Genomic DNA, 21502 nt, shown 5'->3' with positions numbered 1-21502 from the left:
GAACGGATAATCGATGTCTCTACTGAGCAGTGCCACACTGCTTGCTCCGGCCGGCGGCGAGCGGTTCGTGTCCGTCAAGGACTTCGGCGCTACCGGTGACGGTGCTACCGACGACACCACCGCGATCAACAACGCCCTCGCCGCTTCCTCAGCGGTGTATTTCCCCAGCGGCAGTTACAAGGTCAGCAGTGCACTGACCATCACCACCGGCGCACTACTGTGGGGCAACGGAATCAACTCCGAGATCCAATACACCGGCACCTCAACACTTTTCAGCCTGTCCAGCGTCCAGGACATCACCTTCACTGGGCTGTCGATCTACCTGACAGCCGCCGGCGCGACCGCCATCAGCATGTCGGGGTGTTTCCTGTGCCAGCTCGACCGCGTCCGCATCCGCGGCCAGCACACCGACAAGACCGTCTCCACCTACCAGGGCCAGATCGGGCTGTCGCTGTCGTCCAACACCGGCAACACCCGCATCCACACGTCCCACTTCGCCAACCTGGGTGTCGGCGTAAAGACCAGCTGCATTCAGAACGAAATCACCAACAGCAGGTTCACCAACTGCTACGAATCCGTTTGGGGCACAGGAAATTCCGGTACCGCTGGTCTGGTGTTGGTGGCATGTGAATTCATCGGCACCAGCAGCACTCCCTATTCGACGTTGCAGCATGTGTGGATCGACGGCAGCGCGAACAGCTGGGTTTTCACCGGCTGCTGGTTCGAGGGCACCGACTACGCCCTGGTCGTCGGTGATTCCACCAACGGCGGCCCGTCCTCGATGACCTTGTCGGCCTGCAAGGTCGCCGCCCGCACGACCGGCATCATCTGGAACTATTGCAGACAGCCCAGCGTGATCGGCTGCGAATTCAACGCCGATTCCGGCGGCACCATGACGGAGATGACCTTCCCCGGTGCCGGCTTGAACTATGAGGGCATCGGGTTCAACAACATCACCACCTTGAGGTCGGATTTCGCAGACTCGGACTATCCGCAGTATTGGAATGTCGCGCGCCGCGGCCAATTCCGAGTCCCAAACTTCACCAGCTCCTCCAACCTCACCGTCGCCGGGACGACCAGCACCGGCAATCTCGCGGTCACCAACTCCGTCACCAACGGCTACATCCTGACGAGCGACTCCTCGGGCAATGCGACCTGGGGCGCACCGAGTCAAACCCCGACGGCCACGAAGACTTCCGCCTACACCGCGGCCGCCGGCGACCTCGTCATCTGCTCGGCCTCCGGCGGTGCGTTCACGGTGACATTGCCGAACGCTCCGAGTACCCCCGCGCTGCCGCGCATCACGATCGTGAAGACCGACACCTCCACCAATGCGGTCACGATCGCAGCCGCAGGTTCGGATGTGATCAACGTGTCCGGCACGACCTCGGTCAAGCTCGTCAACTACCTGGCCGCGGCGGTCCTGGTGTACAAGGGCGGCGTCTGGACCAACCAGGAAGCCTCGACTCCGGCACATTTCAGCTACGTGGCGCAAACCGGTACTCGCGCAACGGGATACGGAGATCTCCCCGAAGGCGTGTACGTGCCGCAGGCCATGGAGCTGCAGGCCGTCCAATTCCGGATCGGCACCGCGGACGCCAGCGGTACGAGCGCGGCGCAGATCTACACCAACACGACCAACGCCTCCACCGGCAGCGCCTTATCGGGGGCATCGGTGTCCTCGGCTGGCTGGAATGTCGCCAACACGCACACGATCGTGTCGGGCCCGTGGTCGATCGCCGCCGGGACCTGGCTGCAATGCAACGTGACCAGCGTCGGCACCACCCCCGGCGCGAGGCTCACCGTGGACTTCATCGGCGTGTGGCTGTAATGCAGTTCTTCCGAGCGGCGTTGAAGAAGCCCTCCTCGCAGCGCATGTACCTCACCTCCAACCGCACCCCGACCAGCACGGCCGCGCAGCTGACCGGTTGGACAGCCGACGGCTCGTATCCGTCGACAAACATCGTCTCCAGCAGCCTGGTGGTTGACCACGCGGGCGTCATCAACGTCACCAGCAATTGCGTGATCAGCACGAACTCTTTCGGTTCCACCGCGGTCGGCTACCTGTACCACAACGGATCGTCGATCAACTCCGCATCGACGACCAGCACCGGCACCCTCAACTTGTCCATGACCGGGGTCTCCGTCGCCCAGGGCGACACGATCACCATGTACGCCAAGGGCGACAACTCTGGCGGTGTGGTCGTGGCCGCAACAACGACCTACATCCTCTTCGTCTCCCAATAGCCATGCGCACGAGAGAAACCCATGATTGACGTCATCACGTGCCGTGGCACTGGGGAACCGCTCAACGGCACCACCAACATGCTCCCCCTACTTACCGAACAACTCGACCCGACCAAGTACACGATCGGCGTCGACCTGGACTATTCCGCCAGCGTCGGACCGGCCAACCCGCAGGAGGATCTCGCCGGCGTCTCCGAAGACGATTCCGTCGCTGCCGGAGTCACGGCGCTCGCCGCAGCGATCCGCGCGACCCCGCTCGTCGTCGGGATTGCGGGCTACAGCCTCGGCGCCATGGTCGTGACCCGGTTCCTGGAAGCCAAAGCCGCAGGCGAGTACGCCGACTGCGAAGTGGCATGGGCTGCAACGGTCGCCAATCCGCTGCGCGCCGAAGGATCGTCCATCGACCCGGCGCCGGTGGGATTCGGCCTCGCCGGACAGCACGGCCCGTGGCCGGACGGGATTCCGGTGTGGGAAGCAGCCAACCCTGCGGACGCCATCACCTCATGCCCGGCCGACTCCCCGCTGCGCACTCTCGCGGACGCGGTGTCCGAGTTCAGTTTCGCTGACTTGGGCGGCTGGACATCAGACCTGATCGACCGGGTCCTCGCCAACCGGTGGCAGCCCACCGACATCGGCTCCCTCCTGCACCCGATCGCCACCTGGAGACTGTGGTCGCAGACCGCCGCACTAATGGAGGGGTACGCCTTCGGTGGACAGCACACCAGCGCCTACATCGTCGGCGGCTACATCGACCGATTGTCCTCAGCGATCAACGCAGCGTAGCTACTCCATATGTTTGAGGTCGGGACAGTAGGCATCGATTGAGTCGGTGACAACTGCCTTCGCCTGCTCTGCATCGAAAATCGAGTCCTGGACAGGGTGCGATGCAGTCGTCGGCTGGGTGGAGTCCCTGATATCGGCGACATCGTCGATTTCGGTGCTCACTGTTCGATCCTTGGTTTTCAAGTCCTCACAGATCCCTGGTCCGAGGCTGCCGAAGCTCACATTGAAGTGGAGTGGATTTAGACCATCGCGGCGCAGCAGGCTCAACAACTGGTCTTCCTTGTCAGCATTGGGATCTGAGCTGCATGCAGAAGCGGCAGTCAAGGCGATGGTCGCGCTGATAGCGACGATGAGTGCGTGAATACGCATGGACGCAGAACCTTTGAGACGAAGGAAGATACCTGCGAAGCGTGCCAGCACTCCACGACGATTGGATCCCGAAGTCAGCCCGAGCTTACGCAATTGGCACGCAATGTCAGTTTGCTGGAATCACTTGGCAGTAGACCAGGGGTGACTGCCGGCTTGCACGGCTCACGCCGTGAGGCCTCCGACAAGACTCATCTCAGGGCCGACGGCGTCGCCGCGATCATCAACGCCCACAACTAAATTCCACTTTGCGCGAGAGACAATTCATGCGACAGTGTCGGCGAGGCGTCGATATGCCTGGTCGACGACGCGATCCGTTCCGTACCCGAGACCAGGCGGCAGGAGGCCGTGACCGGTGTCGATCAAACTTCGGGACGATCGCGGCGGGAGCCTCGGATTCATCAGCATGGGATTGGGATGGGATCCGGTGCCATACAGGCGGTTCGGCGAACGTCGTCGCCCGATCGATTTGGACGCGTCGGCGTTGTTGTACGCGGGCGACCGGCTGGTCGACGCCGTCTATTACGGGCACTTGGCGTCCGTGGACGGTTCGGTGCGTCACCACGGGGACAATATGACCGGGGAGGGTCGGGGCGACGACGAGGTCATTACCGTTGACCTGACTCGTCTGCCGCCGGAAATCACCTGCGTCCTGTTTCTGGTGACCTGTCTTTCCGGCCAGCTTCTCGCCCAGGTCAAGAACGTCTACTTCCGCCTCGTCGACGCCACATCCGGAATCGAGATAGCTCGCTACGAGGTGCGCGGAGTGAACTCATTGGGCCTGATCATGGGTGTCGTGTACGAGGCGGGTGGCGGTTGGTGTTTTCAGGAGGTCGTCGAAGGAATCGACGTCGGGCACCCGAGCGAGGCTGTGCCCATGCTCGGCCGGTACCTGCCCTGACTGCGCAACTCATTACCCGAACAACCATGGCAGGGCCCTGCCGGGGTGACAGTCGATCTTGTCGACTACAGATCGCGCGAATCCGGTTTGCGGCCGGGGCCGCTCGGTATCGGGGTTGGTGTCATGGGTGCGAACATCGCGTGCCGCGCTTGAGAGAGAAGCCGCACCGCGTCTGCAACATCGTCCTCGTCATGTGAAGTACCGAGGTCTACCCGCAGGGCTTTCCTGAGGAGATGTATTCCGTCGTTCAGAGGACCCTTCACCCATACAAGCAGGCTCTCAGCAGTGAAAACGTCAGTGTGGCCAGCATCGAGCCTGCACAGTGCGTCATAGGTGCGATCCAGGCAGTTGCTCACTTCCGACGCAACCGCCAGCACCGGGTCGGGCAGCGACATCTGTGCGCGAGCGTACAGATCGCGGTAGTCCGACCGCCTCGCCTTAACCGCTGCGAGAGTTTCGGTACGGCCCTCGACGAAATCCAACGCCGCAGTCCGGTAACCGCGTGCCGCAGCGTTGTAGTCGGCGTACATCGACAATCTCGCCTTGTCAGCTTCGCTGCGGCGCAGGTTCTCGGCGTCCACCTGCTTGCCGCGGATCGTGTACCGCTGCGTAACCACTATGCCACCAAGTGACCCGACAACACCCGCAAGCGCACTGATCATGGACACCAATTCCACACTCACGCAGATGATTATCTACAACCACAGAGCTGTTGTGCGCCGATGTCGCCCTTGGACTTGAATTCAGGCGATCAGCCTACCTACACGATCTTCGTCCTCGGCTATTCCGCGGCTAGTGCCACCACCTTCTGATGCTTCACAAGACGAGCCCCGCCCTCCCGGCTAAACCGGTTGGAGCGGGGCATTTTTTGCATTTCCGGCTATGACGCACGTCACTTTTCGGCGACCGGTTGCTTTCCTGGTGTCCGAAAAGTGCTGGTGCAGTGGACTTGTCGGTGGGACGTGCGATTCTGGTAGGCGCCGAGGAAAGCATGGGAGGCGGCGGCTCATGGGCGCTGTGGCGTTGAGCGGGCACGACTTGGAGGTTCTGCGCGAGGCCGGGGCCCAGGGGCTACGTGGCCGGGATCGTGATGAGTTCTGGTTGTGGCTGTCGGGGCGTTCGTTCACCGATGGCACGTGCGAGGAGTATTACAAGCAGGCGCTGCGGTTCCGGAAGTGGCTGGCGCACAGTGATGCTCATCCGGATGCGTTCAGTGATGGGCCGGCGCGGGATGAGGCGATCTCGGCGTATTTGGAGGAGTTCCCGGCGACGCACAATCTGACGCTGGCGGCGGTGCGGGTGTTCTACGAGTTCCTCGGATTCGAGGGTGTGCGGGTGGATCCGGTAGCGAAGGAGCAGGTGACGCCTGGCGCGCTTTCTCCGCGGGAGGTTTCGCGGGTGCGTGCTGCCGCGGCCGCGCGTTCGGCGCGCGATGTTGCCCTGGTGGAGGTGGGGCTGGACGTGGGGCCGACGACTTCGGAGTTGCTAGTGCTCAATGCCGATGACGTGTTCATCTCGGCGCGCTCGGCGTGGATTCGGTTGACAGGTATGGATGGGCAGGTGCGGGAGCGGGAGTTGATGCGTCCGACGGCGCGGGTCCTCGAAGGATGGCTGGCCGAGCGGCTCGCAGTGCTTGCCGGACGGCGGCGTGGTGAGCCGAGAATCCGGTCCGAGCGCGCGCTGTTCTTGTCGGCACGTCGGCACCGGTTCGAGGATGATCGTGGCCTGCGTCGGGCTGTGGCTCAGGTCGGTGTGGCGGCCGAGCTGGAGCAGTTGTTGAATCCTGCCCGGCTCCGAGCGACTGCCGAGGCGCGGTTGCTGGGGTCGGGGATGGACCCGCGAGCGGTGGCTGCATGGTTCGGGAAGGACTACGTGAATCCGCCGCGAGTGAGAGCGCTCATGGGTGCGGTGGGCTCGTTGGCCGCCGATGTCGAAGTCGGGCCAGCGGGGGAGCAGTTGAGTTTGGACTTGGGGGTGTGACTTGCCCGAAGCGGTTGATCAATTGCCCAGTTCTGGGACATGGGCTGGGCAGTACGCTTGCACGGCGGCGCCCATCAGCTCGCCCAGCTGCTCGTTGGTGTAGACGCTGTTGACAGCTGCCAGCTTGGTCGCGACGTCGGTCGCCGACGTTCCGCTGTCCAGATCGCTGCATATCGTGTGCGCCAGGGCAATTGCGCCTTCCTTGTTCGCGTACGGGATGCTGTCTTTGTCCAGGGTTCCGATGTAGAGCAGGTCCATTGCGTCCGTGTTGGACCGTACCGCGGACTCGACGGCAGCACGGTCAACCGTCGTGGAGGTAGAGGGCTGGGCACTCGATTCCTGATGGTGTGAACCGCAACTGGAGAATCCGACGAATGCCACCACCACGCCAACAGCGAGGCCCAGCAATGCGGCGATCGGGTGAGGCTTTTTCTTCTCGGACAACGGGATTCCCTCGAGAGATGCGCTCTGATTTCAGAGTTTCGGCTCTGCTGCCGACCGGTCGAGTTTGCCAGCAATGAGCCCCTGCCTATAGCCAGTCGATGACAGTACGTCCCTTCTGGCACGCGATGTCATCACAGTGGCATTCGGACTACCTATCTGCGAGCCAATGTAGCCAGGTAGCGCGCTCCGTCACGGCAAGCGGAATCGAGGAACCACGGGGTACCAGCCAGCACCGCTTCCAGCTCAGGTAGCGACAGTAGCCACTGATCGAACCACGGAGTGGCTGTGTGCCTGTGACGTATCCGAAGGCGGAGATGGCCGCCGGTTCTGCCGGCAGCCCGGTTATGCGCGTAATACTGCAGGTGCGCTGGATCTTTCGTGCGATAGGGGTCGGTGCCGAGCGCGAAGATCTGTGCTCCCGGCCTGGTCGACGCGGAGGCCGCAGCCAGGAATTCTTTTACAGTAGCTGGATTCTGGAGCAATCCGAGATTGCCTCCGAGCATCAGAATGCAGCTGAACATCTCGTCCCGAGAGGGGATGTCGAAGATCGTTCCTAGCATGCGCTCCTCGACACCGCGGCGACGGCAGACTTCGACGGCGAGGGGTGAGCTGTCGATGGCGAGTACTGGCTGCCCGCGCTTCTGCAATTCCAATGTGGCGCGGCCTGCCCCGGCGCCGAGGTCGAGGACTCGGCCGCTGATGCTATCGAGGGCTGCCGCTTCCAAGTCAGGCCAGTCCGGGTAGTCGGCGAAATAGCGGGAGATCGGGTGGACCTTCACGTATCCGTCGTCGCGTTCGTCGACTTCGAATGCGTCGCCGTGCTCAAGTTCCTCCATGAGGGCTTCGCCGAATGCGTCGCCGATCACTGGCTGGTCGATCATCAGATGAGTTCCTCCGACAGGGCAGTGCTGGTGAGGGTTATGCGCGCCATCGCAGGCACTGGTATGCCTCTGCCCACAGGTGGCCGCTTTGGGCGCCACGGACAGCGGCCAGGCCGCGCAGGGCTTCTTCGGAGCGCGTGTGGGGATGGTCGCGCCACTGGCTTCGGTGCACGCGCAATCCTGCGATCTTGCGAGAGATGTCGGCGCCGTCGAGTTCTACGAAGAAGTTGCGCGGAGCGGTGAGTTGGTCGGCGTTCCAGAGGTCGCCGACTTCTTCGTAGACGAGGACGAGTTCGGGCTGGTGTCGGTAGGTGTTGGGTCCGGGCCGGAGCGCGCTGACTGCCGCGCCGCCGAGGGCGGCGTGGTCTTGGTTGTAGCTGCGAGGATCGGGGATAGCGACGATGGTAGGTTGCAGCGTGGTCAGCGACAACGGATGATCGCCGCGCTCCATCAGCTCGATCAGCTCTGTTACCGCTACGGTGTCCAGCCGCAGATTGTAGTGGGCGCCGGAGAAGGCCAGGTGGCAGCCGTCCAGTGGCCAGAAGGCTTGTGCGGCTTGCATTTCGCGCCGCCGCTGGTCGGAGGTGGATTGGCCGGTGGCAGAGAAGTCTCGGATGTCGGCGATTGTTCCCCACAGGACGAAGGCTTGGCCTCCTGCACGTTTGACTCGGCTGATGAGTCCGCCGCAGCCGATTGCTTCGTCGTCGGGATGAGGAGCAATGATCAGTACGCGCTGTTGAGCCCAGTCGATCATGATTTCCCCCGTTGCTCGAGCAATAGGCACCCCCGCGCGCGGCAGGCTCCGATGGGTGCCGCAGGTGGCGCCCTCGGAGCCTGTGGCGGCCGGCGTCAGGCCGTGAGTTGCTTGTAGGTTGTGCGGATGCCGTCGGTGATGGTCGTGGTGGCGGTCCAGCCGAGTTCGGCTGCGGCGCGGGATGAGTCGAGTGCTCCGTGTTTCCATTCGCCGGAGCGTTCGGGTGCGAATCGGGCTTCGATGTCGGTGCCGGCGGCGGTGTTCACCGCGGTGAGCAGCTCCCGTACCGAGGTGCCGCGGCCGGTGCCGATGTTGAACACTTCCTCGTTTCCGGTGTAGTCCGCGGCGGCGGCGAAGGCTCGGACCACATCGGCGACGTAGACGTAGTCGCGGGTCTGGTGGCCGTCGCCGAAGATCGTCGGTGTTTCGCCACCGGCGATGAGGCCGCAGAAGATCGCGACGACACCGGCTTCACCGTGCGGGTCTTGGCGGGGGCCGAAGGCGTTGCCCAGTCGCAGGGACACGTGGTTGGTGCCGTGGAGGCGGTTGTAGAGGGCCAGGTACTGTTCGCCGCAGTATTTGCTGATGCCGTACGGGGCTTGGGTTTTCGGAAGCTGGGTTTCCGGCGTCGGCATCGGCACGCCGTCGCCGTACATCGCTCCACCGGTGCTGGCGAGCACCACCCGCGCGCCGACGGGACGCGCGCCCTCGAGGATATTTAGGGTGCCGCGCACGTTGGTGTCGTTGTCGAAGAACGGGTCGGCGACCGAGTGGCGCACGCTGATCTGCGCGGCCAGATGGAAGACGACCTCTGGGCGTTCGGCGGCAGCGATCTCAGCGACCGCGGCAGCGTCACGGATATCGAGGGTGTGCAGGGTGACGGTGTCGGGGATGCGGGCTTTGTCGCCGGAGGACAGGTTGTCGATGACGCTGACCCGGTGTCCGTCGACTACCAGTTTGTCGAGTAGGTGGGAGCCGATGAATCCGGCTCCGCCGGTGATGATTACGCGCATTCTGCACCCTTCTTATCGGTTGTCGGGACTGGCATCGGCGGCGCATCGGAAGCCGATGTCGAAGCACGAATAGCTGGGCATGGCGGCCATGCGTTCGGTTGTGCGGACCTGCGCTTGCAGGTGTTTCCAGCTACCACCTCGTACCACGCGATAGCGGTGGAGCTTAGCAGCGGCGAACGAGGGATCGTAGGTTCTGTGCGGGTCGTAGAAGTCGTAGGTGCTGGCCGTCCATTCGGCGACGGTGCCGGCCATGTCGGCGACGCCGAACTCGGAGTCGCCGGCCGGGCTGAGAGCCCCCACGTTGGTGGTGGCGGGTGCTGAGCCGAGGTCGGAATAGCGGGTCTGCCACCATATGCGCCATCCGCCGACAGCATTCACGATGCTGCCTGCCCAATGTTCGGCGCAGTTGACCCGTTTCGGGTCCCATTCATGCCCCCATGGGTAGGGCGACCAGTATGCTCCGTGCGCGGCGTACTCCCATTCGATCTCGGTGGGCAGGCGCTTGCCCGCCCACGAGGCGAACGCTGCGGCGTCGGTCCAATCCACGTGTGTGACTGGATGTTCGGGTCGGTGCATGACAGCGTTGATGCCGGGGGCCGGTCTGTGCCAGCAGATTCCTGGCTCGGTCCGCCAGTATTCGGGCCCGTAGATCAGGCCGTACCCCTGTTGCTCGGCTCTGGTGAGGTAGCCGGTCTGGGCGGCGAACTCGCTGAACGCACTGTTGGTGACAGGTGTCCGGTCGATTCGAAACGCTGCAATGTCGCAATCATGTTGGGGTGCTTCGTCTTCGAACCATTCGCGGCCGTATCGCTGGCGCTTGGCGAGGTCGTCGAGGTGATCGTCAGGTGCTCCGATTTGGACTCGGGCGGCTGGGATCTCGATCATTGCAGTCAACTCAGCCTCCCATCAGCGCGGCGATGATCCCGATTTCGCCTTCGCTCGATGCGACGCATGTATTCAGACCGGACAGTGTCCGGACATCGACATGGTCGAGAGTCACCAGAGCCCACGGCGCAATATCGCCGGCGACGGTCAGATAGCGCTTGCGCAGGGACGGGTAGCGGTCGGCGAACCATTCAATCGCCGCACCGACTGTTGGTGCCTCGCACGTCAATTCATCGAGTTCAGCTTCGGTGCTCCAGCTCGGTGGCACAGTGAACGTGATTGTTGCCATCATCAGTGCTGCGCTTCGTCGGAATCGAGTATGTCGGCCATCCATTCCAGGGTCCGTTCGATGCCTGTCTCCAGCGAGGTGCTCGGCGTCCACTGGAGAACTTCGCTGGCGAGAGCGATGTTGGGCTGGCGGCGGTGGGTGTCACCGACACGTCCGGGCGTCATTTTCACCTGACCGGTCCCTGCCGTGCGGCAGACGAGTTCGGCCAATTCTGCGATGGTGATCTCGGTCGTGGGGTTGCCGAGGTTGATCGGCCCGAACGAGGGCGAGTACATCATCTTGATCAGCCCGTCGACGAAGTCGTCCACATAACAGAACGACCTGGTCTGGGCGCCGCCCGCGACTTCGAGGGTCTCATCGCGGAGAACCTTCGCACAGAAGGTCGACACTACTCGGCCGTCTTCGGGCCACATGTTGGGGCCGAAGATGTTGAAGGGCCGGATAATTCCGACGTCGGTGCCCTGCCTGCGATGAGCGGCCGCGGCTGCTTCCAATACCCGCTTGCCCTCGGTGTAGGCGCTGAAGGGGCCGACGGGATCGCAGTTGCCGCGGTACGACTCGTCCTGTGGATGAACCTGCGGGTCACCGTAGATCTCCGAGCTCGAGGCGCACACGGCCCGGGCCCCGGTCCGTGCGGCGAGATCGAGCACATTCAGCGTGCCGAGGGAGCTGGCGCGGATGGTGTCCAAAGGCCAGCGCGTGTTGGCTTTCGGGCTCGCTGGATTCGCGAGGTGGAGGATATGGGTGACGTGCTCCAGCTCGGCGATCGAGGCCGGATCGCTGATATCGGCAGTGCGGAGGGTGAATCGTGGGTTGTCGGCGATATCGGAGAGGTTGGCCGACCGGCCGGTGAGCATGCTGTCGACGGCGGTGACGTTGTGGCCGGCCTCCACGAGCCTGATGCACACGTGGGATCCGATGAATCCTGCGCCGCCCGAGACAAGAATGTGCTGGTCGCTCATTAGTTCCTCTTTCGTTGTAATCAATTGAGATTCAAAGACGTTCGATATTTGCCGCTGGGGGGAGTGCGCCGCAGGCGTCGAACACGTAGCGGGCGCTGGTGATGAGTTCGTAGTCGAGGCATTCGTGGTCGACCAGTAGCGCGACCGCGGATGCCGTGGCGATCAGCTCGGGGGTGAGCTCGGCCAGCACATGCGCGAGATCGGGCACGAGTGGATCGACGATCACAACGTCGGCCCCACGTCGGCGGAGCTCGTGAACGACCTTCAGTGCCGCCGAATCGCGGATATCGGCGATATCAGGCTTGTAGGTAGCGCCGACGACAACGATTCGGGATCTGCTGGCTGTAGTGGTGTGATTGCGCCGCAAGATGCCCGAGATGATCCGGCTGGTGACATAGCGGGGCTGGCGCTGATTGATTTGAATCGCCGTCTCGATCGACGCCGAGGGCCGCGAGACTCTCCGCAGGCTCCATGCCAGGTAGGCGGAATCGATAGGTACGCAATGCCCGCCAGCGCCTGCACCGGGGTGAAATCCCATGTAACCGTACGGCTTTGTCGATGCAAGGTCGAGAACTTCCCACACCGAGACACCGAGGGACTGCATGCGTGTAGCCAGTTCGTTGACGAAGGAGATGTTCACCAGCCGGAAGGCGTTCTCGACCAGCTTGGCGACCTCGGCGGTGCGGATGGTGCGGGCCGGCACGACCGTGCTGACCAACTCGGACCAGAAATCGCTGACCGCCTGCCGTGATTCGTGGTCGACTCCGGCCACGATCTTGGGCACCTTCGCGAGTTCAGCGAATCCAGCACCCGGGTTGAGTCGCTCGGGTGCGTACCCGAGCGAGAAGTCGCGGCCCGGCTTCAGTCCCGAATGTGTCAGCAATGGCGCAACGATGTCTTCGGTGGTTCCGGGATAGGCGGTGGATTCAAGAATCACCAAACAACCACGCCGCACGTAGGAGGAGAGCGTGATCGCGGCCGCCTCGATGCAACCCAGGTCGGGCTCATTGTCGGCGAGCGGCGTCGGAACCGCGATCAACGCAACATCAAAGTCCTTCAACGCATCCGGGTCGCTTGTTGGGAAATAGTGCCCTGACCTGAGGGCTGCGGCGATACATTCTGAGCTCACATCGCTGACGTAGGAGACGGCGTTCTCGAGCTGGGTAACTCGGCGGGTATCGGTGTCGTAGCCCACGACGTCGTGACCGGCCTCTACCGCGAGCATCGCCGCAGGAAGTCCGACGAAGCCTTGGCCGAGGACCACAACACGTCGCCGCCTCCGCGCGAGCGTCGTTCCTGGTGTGTCGGCGGATTGAACCGAGGTCATGCGCTGACCTCCGAGCATCGTGCCATCGCGGCGGCGAATTGGAGGCATTCGTGTCCGTGGCCGGCGTGGGCAGTCAGCACGAATCGCGCTTCGTCCAGTCCCATCGGCAGGGAGGCGTCGTGGCAGTAGCGGTGCCGGTGTCCCCACAGGTCTTTCAGTCGGGCGTCGTGGTTCATCGTTTCCTCGGCTTGATCGGAGCGATACCAGTAAGTGCCAGGAGGGCTGCGGCTTTACGCGGGCAGCGTTCAGCGCGGCAAAGTCGGTGGGTGCGCATCACACCGAAAGCCCCGATCGGACTCAGCGGACGCTCGGGGGTGTCGTGCGATTGCTCTGATAGCGACAGACCAAACTCGATCCCAGATCGGTGCCGTAGAAAGGGCGTGGAGGCAAGGGATTTGGACTCCTTGAGCGGAAGTTTCAGCGCCCCAACAGTTATCGCGAGCAGGGCGATGATCAGGCCGATCACAGTCGACGACGTCAGCATCGAAACCTCGGTTGCTGTCCGGTTCGGTGGGGTGATGCCCGGATGCCGGGACGCCGCCGACCGGTTGGCTACGAACGCAGGTAGCGATCGTCCGGTCGACGACGTCTTCCCCTTTCGGGGTCCAGGCCACCCGGTATGGGTGTCCCTCGACACTGCACCTAACAACGCGGGTCATAACAGCCCCGAAGTGGGTAAAAGCGGGTAATTTTCGAGTCAAATCGACTGCAGGGGAGCGCATCACTATGGGTGGCCTCGAGTGGACAGCTCGGGAAGTACGCGCCTTCCGCGAGGTGCTGGGAATGAGTCCTGGCGAGTTCGCGGATTTCGTGAAGGTGACGAAGAGGACTGCCCGTCTTTGGGAAAACGGGCAAACGTCCAAGATGCACGCTGCCAGTCGTCGCGCGTTGGATGAGGCACTCGCCAAGACGCCGGAGGGCGTGGTAAGCCGGTTCCGTTGGGCGCTCACGTCCGTAGCGGAAGCTGCGGACGTCGGCGCGGGAACTACTCAATTGCCGCAGCAGCGCTCAGAGTCCGGGCTCGAAACTGTTCTGGAGTCGGCGAACCAGTCTGCGGCGCTGTTGGCGTGGGCGGAGGCGAGCAATGTGGGTCCGATGACCATCGAGGACATGCGGGCTGATCTGCGGTCGGTGACACACGGCTACCTCAAGGAGCCGACGTTACCGCTGTTCCAGCGCACAGTCGCCATTCGAGACAAGGCCATCACGTTGTTGAGCGGGCGCCAGTCACCACGCCATAGTGCACAGCTTTACGGTATCGCTGGCTGGGCGCTAGCAATTCTGGGATGGGTCACCGTCGATCTGGGACACCCAGATGCGGCGGACAAGCATTTGAGGACGGCGTGGGTGTTCGCCGACAACGCGGAGGACGATGACCTTCGGGCGTGGGTTCGTGCATCGCAGCACACTGCGGCGTTCTGGCGTGAGGATTATGCGATGGCGGCCGGCTTCGCCGAAGACGGTCTTCGGTATGCACGTAACGGCACCGCGGCGTTGTTTTTGTCCAGCGCACATGCTCTGGATCTTGTTCTCGCTCATCGAGGTTTGGAAGCGTCGTCGGCCTTGGACGGCGCAGTTGATATCGGAGCGCGGGTCGCCGAGCAGCCGCCGGCAGATCCGTTCGGTGGGCCGTTCTCGTGTTCGGTCGAACGCGCCGGCGGCTTCTGGGCCGATATCTGTCTCTCGCTCGGTGATCCTGCACGCTCGTTGCAGTTCGCTCAGGCCGCGGTGGACGGGTACGTGCGCACGCCCGTCAGTTCACGAAATCTTGGCTCGGAGCGAATGGTGCGTTGTCAGCAGATCAAAGCGCAGGTGATGCTCGGGGACCTGGATGTGGTGACAGCTGAACTGGAGGTGGTCGCTGCTACCCCTCCTGAGCATCGGGTTGGTCCCCTCATGCAGCGTGTTGAGGAGATAGCGTGGATGGCGCGCGATGCAGCGGGAGAAGGAACCCGGGGAGTGCGGGCGATCGAAGACTCTGTCGCGGAGTTCCGTCGTCACTCGGACCTCGGATCATTGCCTGTACTGGACAATTGAGCAAAGTGAGGTTCTGATGCTCGACGGCCACGAAGTGACGCGGGATCACTGGTGGTGGCGTCCGGGATGGTCCCTGGGGCGTTCGTTCTACACGTGGCATCTCACCTTCGAGCAAGATTCTGCGGTGCGAGCGCTTGTTCCGCGCTTCGCGCCCACTCTGGCGAAGATCGCGACGATGGAGCCTGTCGACGAGGGTGGTCTGCACGTGACTATCCAGGGGATCGGTTTCACCGATGAGGTTGAGCTCTCCGACGTTCTCGCGATGGCCGATGCCGCGCAGGACCGGCTCGTTGCCTGCCCGCGGTTCGATGTGCAGATCGGCCCGCCAGTCGTTGACTCCGAGACGATCCAGCTTCCGGTGGCGAATCCATATGGCCTGGAGCAGATCCGAGCTGTCCTACAGGATGCGATCGCTGACGTGTGGGGCGCCGGCCAAGTGCCCGAACGTGACGACCAATTCCGGCCTCACCTGACGCTGGCTTACTCGACAGGCGCAACTCCGATCGCGGATGTCCAGGATCTGCTCGGGTCGGACGGGCTTGCTGATATCACTGCTAGCGCGCACGTCGACAGCGTGGCGTTGATCGATCTCAACCGGGATCGTCGCAAGTATGAGTGGACAGATATCGCCAAGGCGATTCTGCCGGTATAGGAGTGGCAGCGCTGGGCGGGCGACAGCTCCGCTACGCGGCCACGGCAGTCGGTCGGGACGCGCGTCTGCGGCGGACCACAGGACAACCACATCGCCGCAGCTACGAACTCGGATGCTGGCAGGGTAGAACTCTGTGAAGCGGTCTCGGGCGAGGGTCACTGGCATATTTCGTTTGAGCTCATAAGTTTGAAACGTGCGCCAGTGCGGGTAGTCCATTTACGCGCCGCAGAAGTGCGCGCAGGGGCGGCGTGGGGGATGAAGCATCTTTCGATATGCGATCTTGGCATGGGATGTCCCATGCGTTGCATGGCGCGTCATTGACTTGCGCCAGAATTGAATTCCTGGGTATTTGCTGCACAATCCCCGAGTGCGGGACCCACGGTTAGCTGACGTGTCCACTATCGGTATTGCCGATACCGTCAGTTGCTTGCGCATATCCAGGTTGTACACACCAAAAGGTGGCCGTACCACACTCTTTGACGGTCTCGTGATCAAAACCAGTTAGATCGCCAGTCATTTGCCGATGGCCGCCGACTTCGCCTCCGATATTCACCGGAAGTTGGTGCTCCAAAGGCCCTTTCGAGGTTGCTCCGCACGAACTAATATTCTGTCGCATATGCGACACCCATGGGCGGTGGGTCGGGGTACAAACTGAAGGATGGCAATGAAATGAGCGACGACGCTCTCGATGCAACCAATGCCGAATCGGCTCTGACCGCAGCAGATCTCGCCGCTCTCGGGGTGGCCCTGTTGTCGCCGTACGGCAAGATGACCATCCGCAACGAATGGCTCATCGTCGGGAACTTCGTCCTGGGTGCCGGCCGATTGAAAGTGGTGCCGCGAGAAGGGTTGGGCACCACGCAGTTCAAGCGCCTGATTGCGATGGCCGTGGAGGTGTGGCTGCACGGGCGCCGCAGCACCTCAGGCTGGAAGTGGGTGTCCTCGGCGGGCTGGGTGACCAGCGTAGGTATCAGCTATCCGTCATCCTCTTCCTTGCTCAGGTGTGCAAGCAGCTCATCGATTTCGCCGGCGTCGGGCACGATGAGGCTGCCCTCGACGCTGTAGAGCTCGCCGTTGCGCCGCGCTGCGGCAATCAATTCGTCGGGAGTGATACCGAATGCCTGGGCAATCGCCCGTAGCTGCTCGACATCGATGGCACTTTCCAGCCTGAGGATCTTCTCGAGGGTACGGAAGGGAACTCCTGAACGCTCGGCGAGCTGGGGCTGGGTCCAGCTCGCGCGAGTGGTGGCAGCTCGTATCTCCGCGACGATTAGCCGCGTGAGCTCCCCGATAGTGCGTGCGCTCGTAGCCATGTAGGTAGCTTAGCGCCCCATTTGGGGCGCTCAACACCCTGCGGCAGGGGCAACTTCTGGGCAGATCACAGATTTGACCTGCCCAGATCCGTACCGACTGCGCCGTTCGAAGGGCGCCCGAACCATCCCTTGCCTGCACCCCATATGGGGCGTACAGTCCCCCATATGGGTAATCCAACCCCCCATATGGGGCGTCTAACTCCCCATATGGGTAATGCAGCCCCCTGGTCGAGGTGTGTAGCGGCCCGGGTGAAAGAAGTCATCGAAGACGCGGACCTCTCGGTCCGCACCGCAGCAGAGCGCTCCGGCATCCCGCGGGAAACCCTGCGTCGGCGGCTCGACGGCCTCGCACCGTTCGACATCGACGAACTCGAGAAGCTCGCCGCCGTGCTGAGCGTCGAGTCCGACGCGTTCCTCGACTCCCAACGCTGGCCCGACCTTCGCGACGACGCACTGCAAGGCGGTGCCGCATGAGCACCGTCCTCTTATTCCTCGGCGTGTGGTCGATCATCGGGCTGCTTATCTCGCCGCTCATCGCGCGGGCCTTCTTCGGGAGGCCGCGATGAACCGCTTCCGCCGAGCGTGGCCGGTCGCGCGGATCATCACCGTCCTCACCGCCGCATGCGCGGGCGCATTGCTGGCATTGACCAGCACACTCGCGCACGCCGGCTGGATCGACGCCGACGGCTTCGACAGCGGGGTCCGCGGCAGCGTGATCGTCCTTCTGGTCGGCCTCGGCTGCGCCGGCCTATCCCTGCTCGCTGCGGCGATCTTCTACGACGACAAGGACCAGTAATGAACCGCATCCCGTTCAAGTTGGCCGGCATCGCCGGCGCAATCGGAGTGTTCGCCGCAGTGTGCGTCGGCGGCTGGCAACTGCACTGGTGGACCGCGCTGCACGGTGCGGACAACCGGTATCAGGTCAACACCCACACCCAGGCGTACCAGGCATCGCTGGTCAGTCAGCTCCGCGACACCGCCGAGGCGTACCGGTTGGCGGTTGACCCGGGGCAGAAGACGGCCCTGAAGTCGACCTTCTGCGCCACTTATCTGGATCTGACCCCGAACACCGTCCCCAATGACGTCCTCTACGCCCACGACACCACGTTCAGCTGCTGAATCCCCCTGTAGGAGAACGATTATGCGCAGGTTTGCTCGTCCACTGCTGACCGCGGGATTCGCGACAGCCGTGCTCTCGACGATCGTGGCATGTGGCTCGTCGACCTCCGCGGTGAACCAAAGGGACACCAACGCGATCGCCAGCCAGCTCGATATCTATCAGCGCAATCAGCCCATCCCGGCCGGCACTTTCTCCCAATATCGCCAGACCTTGATCAGTGTGGAGAACGCCCAGATCCATGGCGTCGCCACCACGAGCTTCTTCTTCGTGCAGGGCAGCAGCGCCCCGTACAAGGTGTGTCCCTCGATCGGGTTCCCGGTGCCGTCCACCGGTCAGCTGACCAATCCTCAGCAGGTCGTGAGCCGCGGCGAAACAGGACTGACCACGCTGCCGCAGATGGAGCCGAATGGCACCTTCACCGGTGACTCCAGCGGCACCTACGTGACCTGCGTGGCAGGTGACGGCACCAAGTACGTCGTGTACGCCGAAGGGTTCGTGCACACCGAAGGCGGCGCCGCGCACTGGGATAAAGCCAGCGCAACGGTAGTCGTCGACGGCGCACCGACCGTGACCATGGCGAGCAAGTGATGGACTCCCTCGGCGGCTTTACCCCTCCCCGCCGGTCGTCGAGGGACGGACGCGTCCGGTGGCCGCTCTCGGCTTCCCCTGGCCGGTGCTCCCGGGCGCGTCCCCGACCTCCTCACAGCCCGCCGACGTAGCTCGAGGTTGTGAGGGCCGCGTCCCTGGTCCCACCTCGTCTCAGGTGAGACCAGGGACGCCTCCAAAAACGTCCCGTGAAGACGGGATTGGCCGCCGGAGGGCCCAACCTCCGACGGCCTGCAGATTCACCGAACTGCAAGAAGAAAGTCTACACAATGGCAATCCACTCACCCGCGTGTGAAGCCTACCTCGCCGAATTGTCCACCGAGCCAGCGGCTTCCGTGGAATTCCAGATGGCCAGCGTCGTCGGTCGCCTCTACGAGCACCGGGCACTCGGCTACTTACTGACAGTGATCTACGAAGACCCCCGCACGCGTGCCGCCGACATCGCGCACCGCCTCTGGGCCCTCGCTGCAAACAACACGATCGACAAGGAGATCAAGCGATGACACCGTTCGAGTACTCGCAGCGTATGGACCAGATCCTCCGCTACGTCGGCGGTCTACTCGTGTTCCCGGACGGAACGCCGGAGTGGACGATCGGGCGCACCTTCGCGCTACTGCCGGACTCGGAGCGGATCGGGTTCCTCCGCACCCTGGTGAACGAAACCCAGGACACCAAATCGCGGGCCTTTGAGATCGGCTGGGACCTGCGCGCAATCATCGAAGACTGGCCCGAGAGCGGGGCCGCAGCATGAGCGAGAGATCCTTCATCACGATCCTGCACCACACCGACTATCTCGACGCCGCCTGGAGCGCCGAGGTGGCGAAAGTCGTTGTCTCCTTCGACTATGCAGCGACGGCTCAACTCACACTGGCCGACGCCGAGCACCTGCATAACGCGCTGGGAAACGCCCTGGCTCACGCTCGCCGCACATCGGAGTTCGAGTCCACCGAGTCCGGCATGACCGAGCTCGACTGCGCACTGCTGCAAGCGAACTCGCCCTCGCAGGCGGTGACACGATGACGCGAGCGCACCGACCCAAGATCGAGGTCGCGGAACGGTTCACCGAAGCATTCGCCCATGCCCTGCACCTTCACACACCCGCCGAACACACCCCCACACGTGAGGTGCCGGCCGCCACGGACTGGGACGACTGGCATTGGGATCGCCGGGGCGGTGACCAGTGATGGGTACTGCACTGCTCACTCCCATTCCGGCGTCGGGATTAGTGGCGAAGGGGGACTTCGCGGCCGTGTATGCGGTCTGGCCGCCGGTGAAGTTCGGTGCCGGGGAAACTACTCCCTTTGTCGTCGTGACGTCTTCGACGCTGGTGGGGGACACGCTCATCTACCCGTGCGATCGCAGCGGTGAACCGCTCGCTTGGGAGTTCATCGCCCACATTCCTCACCCGAACCATCCCGCAGCCCTGCGTGTCGCGGGCTACGACGCCGAGACGGTGAACGCCCATGTCCGATGACCTGCTCGAAGAAGCCGAAAGACATCTCGCTCACGACCGTGATCGCGACGAAAAACTCGACCGCGCACAACGTTTCGCCGAAGCGCTCCGGTCCGCGGACAACCCGGACGTCCGTGAGGCCGGCATCGAACTCGCAGGAATCGTAGGAGTACCGCAGTGAACACCAAGGAATTTGTAGAACTCGTCGCCGGCGGCTGGGAGCTTCCTGCCACCGGTCTGGTGCTGGGCGTTCTGCTCGCAGGCGCACTCGGGACACGCAGCGAGTACTCCGGCGCGCCGGTGATCTCCGACAACGACTGCGACGAAGATTCCGACGAATCGTGCGACGAAGACGACGACCCCGACGGAGACGCGTGGGATCGCGGCCACGACTACTGGGTGGCCGATGAAGTGGGTGCGCTGTGAGCGGCGGACGGCCGCGCGCACTGAGCGCCGAGCAGGCGCGTGCGGTCGTGGACGAGGTGTTCCGCGGTGTCGAGTACAAGCGCGTCGCCACGTATTTCGGAGTCTCCAAGGACGTGGTGAGCAAGATCATGAGAGGTGTCACCTACTCCGATGTCACCGGCATCGGCGAGACAACCCGGACACGGCGCGGAGGCTGTTGTACCGATTCGGACTGCCAGAAATGCAGGCTGAACCGTGCCGGGGAGGCGAATGTCGCTGGCGCACGAGCCGCGATGGCCGACGTGCGGTGTGTGGCGTGCTGTTCGGTGATCTGCAAGCCGATCGGCACCGTCCTGGCTGCGCGTGGGCTGCTGCGGTGCAAGAAGTGTCCGGTCATCAAGCGTGTCGGCGCACCCAACAGCGCCACCCCTTGCACGGCCGACGCGCCCTGCGGCAAGTGCCGAGTGAGCGAGGTCGGCGAACGCAACATCGCCACCGCACACGCAACGGCTGTCGATGTCGATTGCGTCGCATGCGGTTTCGCCATCAGCCGGGCCGCCAAAACGGTCCTGGGGGTCCACGGCTTCGTGCGGTGCAAGCAGTGCATCGAGGGCCAGCAATGAGCGAGAGGAAGCAGATGAACCCCACTCTGCCGCCGACCCAGGTGCGGCTGCTTCGTGACATCCACACCGACAAGGCCACTTTCCCCAAGGGACTGCGGGTCGAGGCGACCCCTGACGGCGATGAGTGGATCCTCCACCTCGATATGCCGTCGCTGGGTGTGAAGTCCCTGTCCCAGCGGGTGCCAGCCGAGTGGGTGCACCAGCACGGACACACGGTCGCCGCATACGCACGACGGATCGACGCACACGAACAGTACTGGTTCGCCCGCAACTGTCTGGGTTTCGACGACGAGAAGGCCACGCTGTGGCTTTCCGAGGAGATAGGGCGCTCGCTGAAGACGCTGCGGCTGTGGGGATTTCACACCGGCCGTCTGGAGAAGCAAGAGCGCGCCCAGCGCGAACAGCAGCGGGTCATGTCATGACAGCGGCCCTCTCGTCAGCACTGCCGACTTTCACCGGAG

At 63.3% G+C, this 21502-nt stretch carries 34 protein-coding genes; 21 read left to right on the top strand and 13 right to left on the bottom strand.

Features of this window, described 5'->3' with window-relative positions; all coding sequences use genetic code 11:
• Positions 1-13: 13 nt before the first annotated feature.
• From ACIP5Y_RS21425 to ACIP5Y_RS21415, 3 genes are read left to right on the top strand one after another with little or no spacing between them, the layout of a single operon-like run.
• Positions 14-1831, top strand: a complete 1818-nt coding sequence (locus tag ACIP5Y_RS21425; RefSeq protein ID WP_400352006.1) for a glycosyl hydrolase family 28-related protein — start codon at positions 14-16, stop codon at positions 1829-1831.
• Positions 1831-2247 (top strand): hypothetical protein, encoded by a 417-nt coding sequence (locus ACIP5Y_RS21420; protein ID WP_400352005.1) that lies wholly within the window; start codon positions 1831-1833, stop codon positions 2245-2247. The genes ACIP5Y_RS21425 and ACIP5Y_RS21420 overlap by 1 nt, the downstream gene beginning before the upstream one ends.
• A 21-nt stretch (positions 2248-2268) precedes the next feature.
• Positions 2269-3030, top strand: a complete 762-nt coding sequence (locus ACIP5Y_RS21415) for a PE-PPE domain-containing protein (protein WP_400352004.1) — start codon at positions 2269-2271, stop codon at positions 3028-3030.
• On the opposite strand, the gene ACIP5Y_RS21410 is transcribed toward ACIP5Y_RS21415, so the two are convergent.
• On the bottom strand, positions 3031-3399 hold the full coding sequence (locus tag ACIP5Y_RS21410) for a hypothetical protein (RefSeq protein ID WP_400352003.1): 369 nt from the start codon (positions 3397-3399) through the stop codon (positions 3031-3033). It lies immediately after the preceding gene.
• A gap of 352 nt (positions 3400-3751) precedes the next feature.
• Between ACIP5Y_RS21410 and ACIP5Y_RS21405 the strand changes: the two genes are divergently transcribed.
• A complete protein-coding gene (locus tag ACIP5Y_RS21405; protein ID WP_400352002.1) occupies positions 3752-4297 on the top strand; it encodes a TerD family protein in 546 nt (181 codons plus the stop codon).
• A 65-nt stretch (positions 4298-4362) separates the two neighbouring features.
• Here the strand turns inward: ACIP5Y_RS21405 and ACIP5Y_RS21400 are convergent, their stop codons facing one another.
• Positions 4363-4980, bottom strand: a complete 618-nt coding sequence (locus ACIP5Y_RS21400; RefSeq protein ID WP_400352001.1) for a hypothetical protein — start codon at positions 4978-4980, stop codon at positions 4363-4365.
• Between the two features lie 325 nt (positions 4981-5305).
• Here ACIP5Y_RS21400 and xerC point away from each other — a divergent pair, with 325 nt between their 5' ends.
• Positions 5306-6277, top strand: coding sequence for a tyrosine recombinase XerC (gene xerC, locus ACIP5Y_RS21395; protein WP_400352000.1), 972 nt, complete (start codon positions 5306-5308; stop codon positions 6275-6277).
• A gap of 18 nt (positions 6278-6295) precedes the next feature.
• On the opposite strand, the gene ACIP5Y_RS21390 is transcribed toward xerC, so the two are convergent.
• The 10 genes from ACIP5Y_RS21390 to ACIP5Y_RS21345 all read right to left on the bottom strand — a co-directional run bounded on the left by ACIP5Y_RS21390 (position 6296) and on the right by ACIP5Y_RS21345 (position 13316).
• A complete protein-coding gene (locus ACIP5Y_RS21390) occupies positions 6296-6721 on the bottom strand; it encodes a DUF732 domain-containing protein (protein ID WP_400351999.1) in 426 nt (141 codons plus the stop codon).
• A gap of 152 nt (positions 6722-6873) precedes the next feature.
• Entirely contained in the window at positions 6874-7602 is a 729-nt protein-coding gene (locus tag ACIP5Y_RS21385) for a class I SAM-dependent methyltransferase (protein WP_400351998.1), read from the bottom strand.
• A 37-nt stretch (positions 7603-7639) separates the two neighbouring features.
• A complete protein-coding gene (locus ACIP5Y_RS21380) occupies positions 7640-8356 on the bottom strand; it encodes a PIG-L deacetylase family protein (RefSeq protein WP_400351997.1) in 717 nt (238 codons plus the stop codon).
• Between the two features lie 95 nt (positions 8357-8451).
• Positions 8452-9369, bottom strand: coding sequence for an NAD-dependent epimerase/dehydratase family protein (locus ACIP5Y_RS21375; RefSeq protein ID WP_400351996.1), 918 nt, complete (start codon positions 9367-9369; stop codon positions 8452-8454).
• Between the two features lie 12 nt (positions 9370-9381).
• Positions 9382-10254, bottom strand: a complete 873-nt coding sequence (locus ACIP5Y_RS21370) for a formylglycine-generating enzyme family protein (RefSeq protein WP_400353839.1) — start codon at positions 10252-10254, stop codon at positions 9382-9384.
• Positions 10255-10264: 10 nt separating this feature from the next.
• Positions 10265-10546 carry a hypothetical protein gene (locus tag ACIP5Y_RS21365; protein ID WP_400351995.1) on the bottom strand — a complete coding sequence of 94 codons (282 nt, stop codon included), beginning with the start codon at positions 10544-10546 and terminating at the stop codon, positions 10265-10267.
• The gene (locus tag ACIP5Y_RS21360) at positions 10546-11505 is read right to left on the bottom strand and encodes an NAD-dependent epimerase/dehydratase family protein (protein WP_400351994.1); all 960 of its coding nucleotides are present in this window, start codon (positions 11503-11505) and stop codon (positions 10546-10548) included. Before ACIP5Y_RS21360 ends, ACIP5Y_RS21365 begins: the two co-directional genes overlap by 1 nt.
• A gap of 31 nt (positions 11506-11536) precedes the next feature.
• Positions 11537-12832: a nucleotide sugar dehydrogenase gene (locus ACIP5Y_RS21355; protein ID WP_400351993.1), complete on the bottom strand. Its 1296-nt coding sequence runs from the start codon at positions 12830-12832 to the stop codon at positions 11537-11539.
• Positions 12829-13008 carry a hypothetical protein gene (locus tag ACIP5Y_RS21350; protein ID WP_400351992.1) on the bottom strand — a complete coding sequence of 60 codons (180 nt, stop codon included), beginning with the start codon at positions 13006-13008 and terminating at the stop codon, positions 12829-12831. The genes ACIP5Y_RS21355 and ACIP5Y_RS21350 overlap by 4 nt, the downstream gene beginning before the upstream one ends.
• Positions 13005-13316 carry a hypothetical protein gene (locus tag ACIP5Y_RS21345; RefSeq protein WP_400351991.1) on the bottom strand — a complete coding sequence of 104 codons (312 nt, stop codon included), beginning with the start codon at positions 13314-13316 and terminating at the stop codon, positions 13005-13007. Before ACIP5Y_RS21345 ends, ACIP5Y_RS21350 begins: the two co-directional genes overlap by 4 nt.
• Positions 13317-13558: 242 nt before the next feature.
• Here ACIP5Y_RS21345 and ACIP5Y_RS21340 point away from each other — a divergent pair, with 242 nt between their 5' ends.
• The 3 genes from ACIP5Y_RS21340 (at position 13559) to ACIP5Y_RS21330 (ending at position 16586) form a co-directional block, all read left to right on the top strand.
• On the top strand, positions 13559-14869 hold the full coding sequence (locus tag ACIP5Y_RS21340) for a helix-turn-helix domain-containing protein (RefSeq protein ID WP_400351990.1): 1311 nt from the start codon (positions 13559-13561) through the stop codon (positions 14867-14869).
• Positions 14870-14885: 16 nt separating this feature from the next.
• Complete coding sequence (locus tag ACIP5Y_RS21335) at positions 14886-15521, top strand: 2'-5' RNA ligase family protein (protein ID WP_400351989.1); 636 nt, start codon at positions 14886-14888, stop codon at positions 15519-15521.
• Positions 15522-16190: 669 nt separating this feature from the next.
• Positions 16191-16586: a hypothetical protein gene (locus ACIP5Y_RS21330; protein WP_400351988.1), complete on the top strand. Its 396-nt coding sequence runs from the start codon at positions 16191-16193 to the stop codon at positions 16584-16586.
• Here the strand turns inward: ACIP5Y_RS21330 and ACIP5Y_RS21325 are convergent.
• A complete protein-coding gene (locus ACIP5Y_RS21325; protein WP_400351987.1) occupies positions 16496-16834 on the bottom strand; it encodes a helix-turn-helix domain-containing protein in 339 nt (112 codons plus the stop codon). The genes ACIP5Y_RS21330 and ACIP5Y_RS21325 overlap by 91 nt on opposite strands.
• A 249-nt stretch (positions 16835-17083) precedes the next feature.
• Here ACIP5Y_RS21325 and ACIP5Y_RS21320 point away from each other — a divergent pair, with 249 nt between their 5' ends.
• From ACIP5Y_RS21320 to ACIP5Y_RS21260, 13 genes are all read left to right on the top strand, one after another.
• Positions 17084-17308, top strand: a complete 225-nt coding sequence (locus ACIP5Y_RS21320; protein WP_400351986.1) for a helix-turn-helix domain-containing protein — start codon at positions 17084-17086, stop codon at positions 17306-17308.
• 88 nt (positions 17309-17396) lie between these two features.
• Positions 17397-17630, top strand: coding sequence for a hypothetical protein (locus ACIP5Y_RS21315; RefSeq protein ID WP_400351985.1), 234 nt, complete (start codon positions 17397-17399; stop codon positions 17628-17630).
• Positions 17630-17953 (top strand): hypothetical protein, encoded by a 324-nt coding sequence (locus ACIP5Y_RS21310; RefSeq protein ID WP_400351984.1) that lies wholly within the window; start codon positions 17630-17632, stop codon positions 17951-17953. The genes ACIP5Y_RS21315 and ACIP5Y_RS21310 overlap by 1 nt, the downstream gene beginning before the upstream one ends.
• 22 nt (positions 17954-17975) lie before the next feature.
• Complete coding sequence (locus ACIP5Y_RS21305; protein ID WP_400351983.1) at positions 17976-18542, top strand: hypothetical protein; 567 nt, start codon at positions 17976-17978, stop codon at positions 18540-18542.
• Between the two features lie 287 nt (positions 18543-18829).
• Entirely contained in the window at positions 18830-19063 is a 234-nt protein-coding gene (locus ACIP5Y_RS21300; RefSeq protein WP_400351982.1) for a hypothetical protein, read from the top strand.
• Entirely contained in the window at positions 19060-19311 is a 252-nt protein-coding gene (locus tag ACIP5Y_RS21295) for a hypothetical protein (RefSeq protein WP_400351981.1), read from the top strand. The genes ACIP5Y_RS21300 and ACIP5Y_RS21295 overlap by 4 nt, the downstream gene beginning before the upstream one ends.
• Positions 19308-19580 (top strand): hypothetical protein, encoded by a 273-nt coding sequence (locus ACIP5Y_RS21290; protein ID WP_400351980.1) that lies wholly within the window; start codon positions 19308-19310, stop codon positions 19578-19580. The genes ACIP5Y_RS21295 and ACIP5Y_RS21290 overlap by 4 nt, the downstream gene beginning before the upstream one ends.
• The gene (locus ACIP5Y_RS21285; RefSeq protein WP_400351979.1) at positions 19577-19744 is read left to right on the top strand and encodes a hypothetical protein; all 168 of its coding nucleotides are present in this window, start codon (positions 19577-19579) and stop codon (positions 19742-19744) included. The genes ACIP5Y_RS21290 and ACIP5Y_RS21285 overlap by 4 nt, the downstream gene beginning before the upstream one ends.
• The gene (locus ACIP5Y_RS21280) at positions 19744-20034 is read left to right on the top strand and encodes a hypothetical protein (protein ID WP_400351978.1); all 291 of its coding nucleotides are present in this window, start codon (positions 19744-19746) and stop codon (positions 20032-20034) included. Before ACIP5Y_RS21285 ends, ACIP5Y_RS21280 begins: the two co-directional genes overlap by 1 nt.
• On the top strand, positions 20024-20194 hold the full coding sequence (locus tag ACIP5Y_RS21275) for a hypothetical protein (RefSeq protein ID WP_400351977.1): 171 nt from the start codon (positions 20024-20026) through the stop codon (positions 20192-20194). Before ACIP5Y_RS21280 ends, ACIP5Y_RS21275 begins: the two co-directional genes overlap by 11 nt.
• Positions 20191-20439: a hypothetical protein gene (locus ACIP5Y_RS21270; RefSeq protein ID WP_400351976.1), complete on the top strand. Its 249-nt coding sequence runs from the start codon at positions 20191-20193 to the stop codon at positions 20437-20439. Before ACIP5Y_RS21275 ends, ACIP5Y_RS21270 begins: the two co-directional genes overlap by 4 nt.
• A gap of 47 nt (positions 20440-20486) precedes the next feature.
• Positions 20487-21041, top strand: a complete 555-nt coding sequence (locus tag ACIP5Y_RS21265; protein ID WP_400351975.1) for a hypothetical protein — start codon at positions 20487-20489, stop codon at positions 21039-21041.
• A 14-nt stretch (positions 21042-21055) separates the two neighbouring features.
• Positions 21056-21463, top strand: a complete 408-nt coding sequence (locus ACIP5Y_RS21260) for a hypothetical protein (RefSeq protein WP_400351974.1) — start codon at positions 21056-21058, stop codon at positions 21461-21463.
• Positions 21464-21502 lie beyond the last annotated feature (39 nt).

The organism is Nocardia sp. NPDC088792 (genome assembly GCF_044750615.1).
Taxonomy (GTDB): Bacteria; Actinomycetota; Actinomycetes; order Mycobacteriales; family Mycobacteriaceae; genus Nocardia.
This window is presented reverse-complemented; position numbering and strand designations above follow the sequence as displayed.

Bases quoted from the DNA above. Each gene is read 5' to 3' on its own strand.
- ACIP5Y_RS21425 (WP_400352006.1), top strand. From the start codon at position 14: ATGTCTCTACTGAGCAGTGCCACACTGCTTGCTCCGGCCGGCGGCGAG.
- ACIP5Y_RS21420 (WP_400352005.1), top strand. From the start codon at position 1,831: ATGCAGTTCTTCCGAGCGGCGTTGAAGAAGCCCTCCTCGCAGCGCATG.
- ACIP5Y_RS21415 (WP_400352004.1), top strand. From the start codon at position 2,269: ATGATTGACGTCATCACGTGCCGTGGCACTGGGGAACCGCTCAACGGC.
- ACIP5Y_RS21410 (WP_400352003.1), bottom strand. From the start codon at position 3,399: ATGCGTATTCACGCACTCATCGTCGCTATCAGCGCGACCATCGCCTTG.
- xerC (WP_400352000.1), top strand. From the start codon at position 5,306: ATGGGCGCTGTGGCGTTGAGCGGGCACGACTTGGAGGTTCTGCGCGAG.
- ACIP5Y_RS21385 (WP_400351998.1), bottom strand. From the start codon at position 7,602: ATGATCGACCAGCCAGTGATCGGCGACGCATTCGGCGAAGCCCTCATG.
- ACIP5Y_RS21380 (WP_400351997.1), bottom strand. From the start codon at position 8,356: ATGATCGACTGGGCTCAACAGCGCGTACTGATCATTGCTCCTCATCCC.
- ACIP5Y_RS21375 (WP_400351996.1), bottom strand. From the start codon at position 9,369: ATGCGCGTAATCATCACCGGCGGAGCCGGATTCATCGGCTCCCACCTA.
- ACIP5Y_RS21370 (WP_400353839.1), bottom strand. From the start codon at position 10,254: ATGATCGAGATCCCAGCCGCCCGAGTCCAAATCGGAGCACCTGACGAT.
- ACIP5Y_RS21365 (WP_400351995.1), bottom strand. From the start codon at position 10,546: ATGATGGCAACAATCACGTTCACTGTGCCACCGAGCTGGAGCACCGAA.
- ACIP5Y_RS21360 (WP_400351994.1), bottom strand. From the start codon at position 11,505: ATGAGCGACCAGCACATTCTTGTCTCGGGCGGCGCAGGATTCATCGGA.
- ACIP5Y_RS21355 (WP_400351993.1), bottom strand. From the start codon at position 12,832: ATGACCTCGGTTCAATCCGCCGACACACCAGGAACGACGCTCGCGCGG.
- ACIP5Y_RS21350 (WP_400351992.1), bottom strand. From the start codon at position 13,008: ATGAACCACGACGCCCGACTGAAAGACCTGTGGGGACACCGGCACCGC.
- ACIP5Y_RS21345 (WP_400351991.1), bottom strand. From the start codon at position 13,316: ATGCTGACGTCGTCGACTGTGATCGGCCTGATCATCGCCCTGCTCGCG.
- ACIP5Y_RS21340 (WP_400351990.1), top strand. From the start codon at position 13,559: ATGGGTGGCCTCGAGTGGACAGCTCGGGAAGTACGCGCCTTCCGCGAG.
- ACIP5Y_RS21335 (WP_400351989.1), top strand. From the start codon at position 14,886: ATGCTCGACGGCCACGAAGTGACGCGGGATCACTGGTGGTGGCGTCCG.
- ACIP5Y_RS21330 (WP_400351988.1), top strand. From the start codon at position 16,191: ATGAGCGACGACGCTCTCGATGCAACCAATGCCGAATCGGCTCTGACC.
- ACIP5Y_RS21325 (WP_400351987.1), bottom strand. From the start codon at position 16,834: ATGGCTACGAGCGCACGCACTATCGGGGAGCTCACGCGGCTAATCGTC.
- ACIP5Y_RS21315 (WP_400351985.1), top strand. From the start codon at position 17,397: ATGAACCGCTTCCGCCGAGCGTGGCCGGTCGCGCGGATCATCACCGTC.
- ACIP5Y_RS21310 (WP_400351984.1), top strand. From the start codon at position 17,630: ATGAACCGCATCCCGTTCAAGTTGGCCGGCATCGCCGGCGCAATCGGA.
- ACIP5Y_RS21305 (WP_400351983.1), top strand. From the start codon at position 17,976: ATGCGCAGGTTTGCTCGTCCACTGCTGACCGCGGGATTCGCGACAGCC.
- ACIP5Y_RS21300 (WP_400351982.1), top strand. From the start codon at position 18,830: ATGGCAATCCACTCACCCGCGTGTGAAGCCTACCTCGCCGAATTGTCC.
- ACIP5Y_RS21295 (WP_400351981.1), top strand. From the start codon at position 19,060: ATGACACCGTTCGAGTACTCGCAGCGTATGGACCAGATCCTCCGCTAC.
- ACIP5Y_RS21290 (WP_400351980.1), top strand. From the start codon at position 19,308: ATGAGCGAGAGATCCTTCATCACGATCCTGCACCACACCGACTATCTC.
- ACIP5Y_RS21285 (WP_400351979.1), top strand. From the start codon at position 19,577: ATGACGCGAGCGCACCGACCCAAGATCGAGGTCGCGGAACGGTTCACC.
- ACIP5Y_RS21280 (WP_400351978.1), top strand. From the start codon at position 19,744: ATGGGTACTGCACTGCTCACTCCCATTCCGGCGTCGGGATTAGTGGCG.
- ACIP5Y_RS21275 (WP_400351977.1), top strand. From the start codon at position 20,024: ATGTCCGATGACCTGCTCGAAGAAGCCGAAAGACATCTCGCTCACGAC.
- ACIP5Y_RS21260 (WP_400351974.1), top strand. From the start codon at position 21,056: ATGAACCCCACTCTGCCGCCGACCCAGGTGCGGCTGCTTCGTGACATC.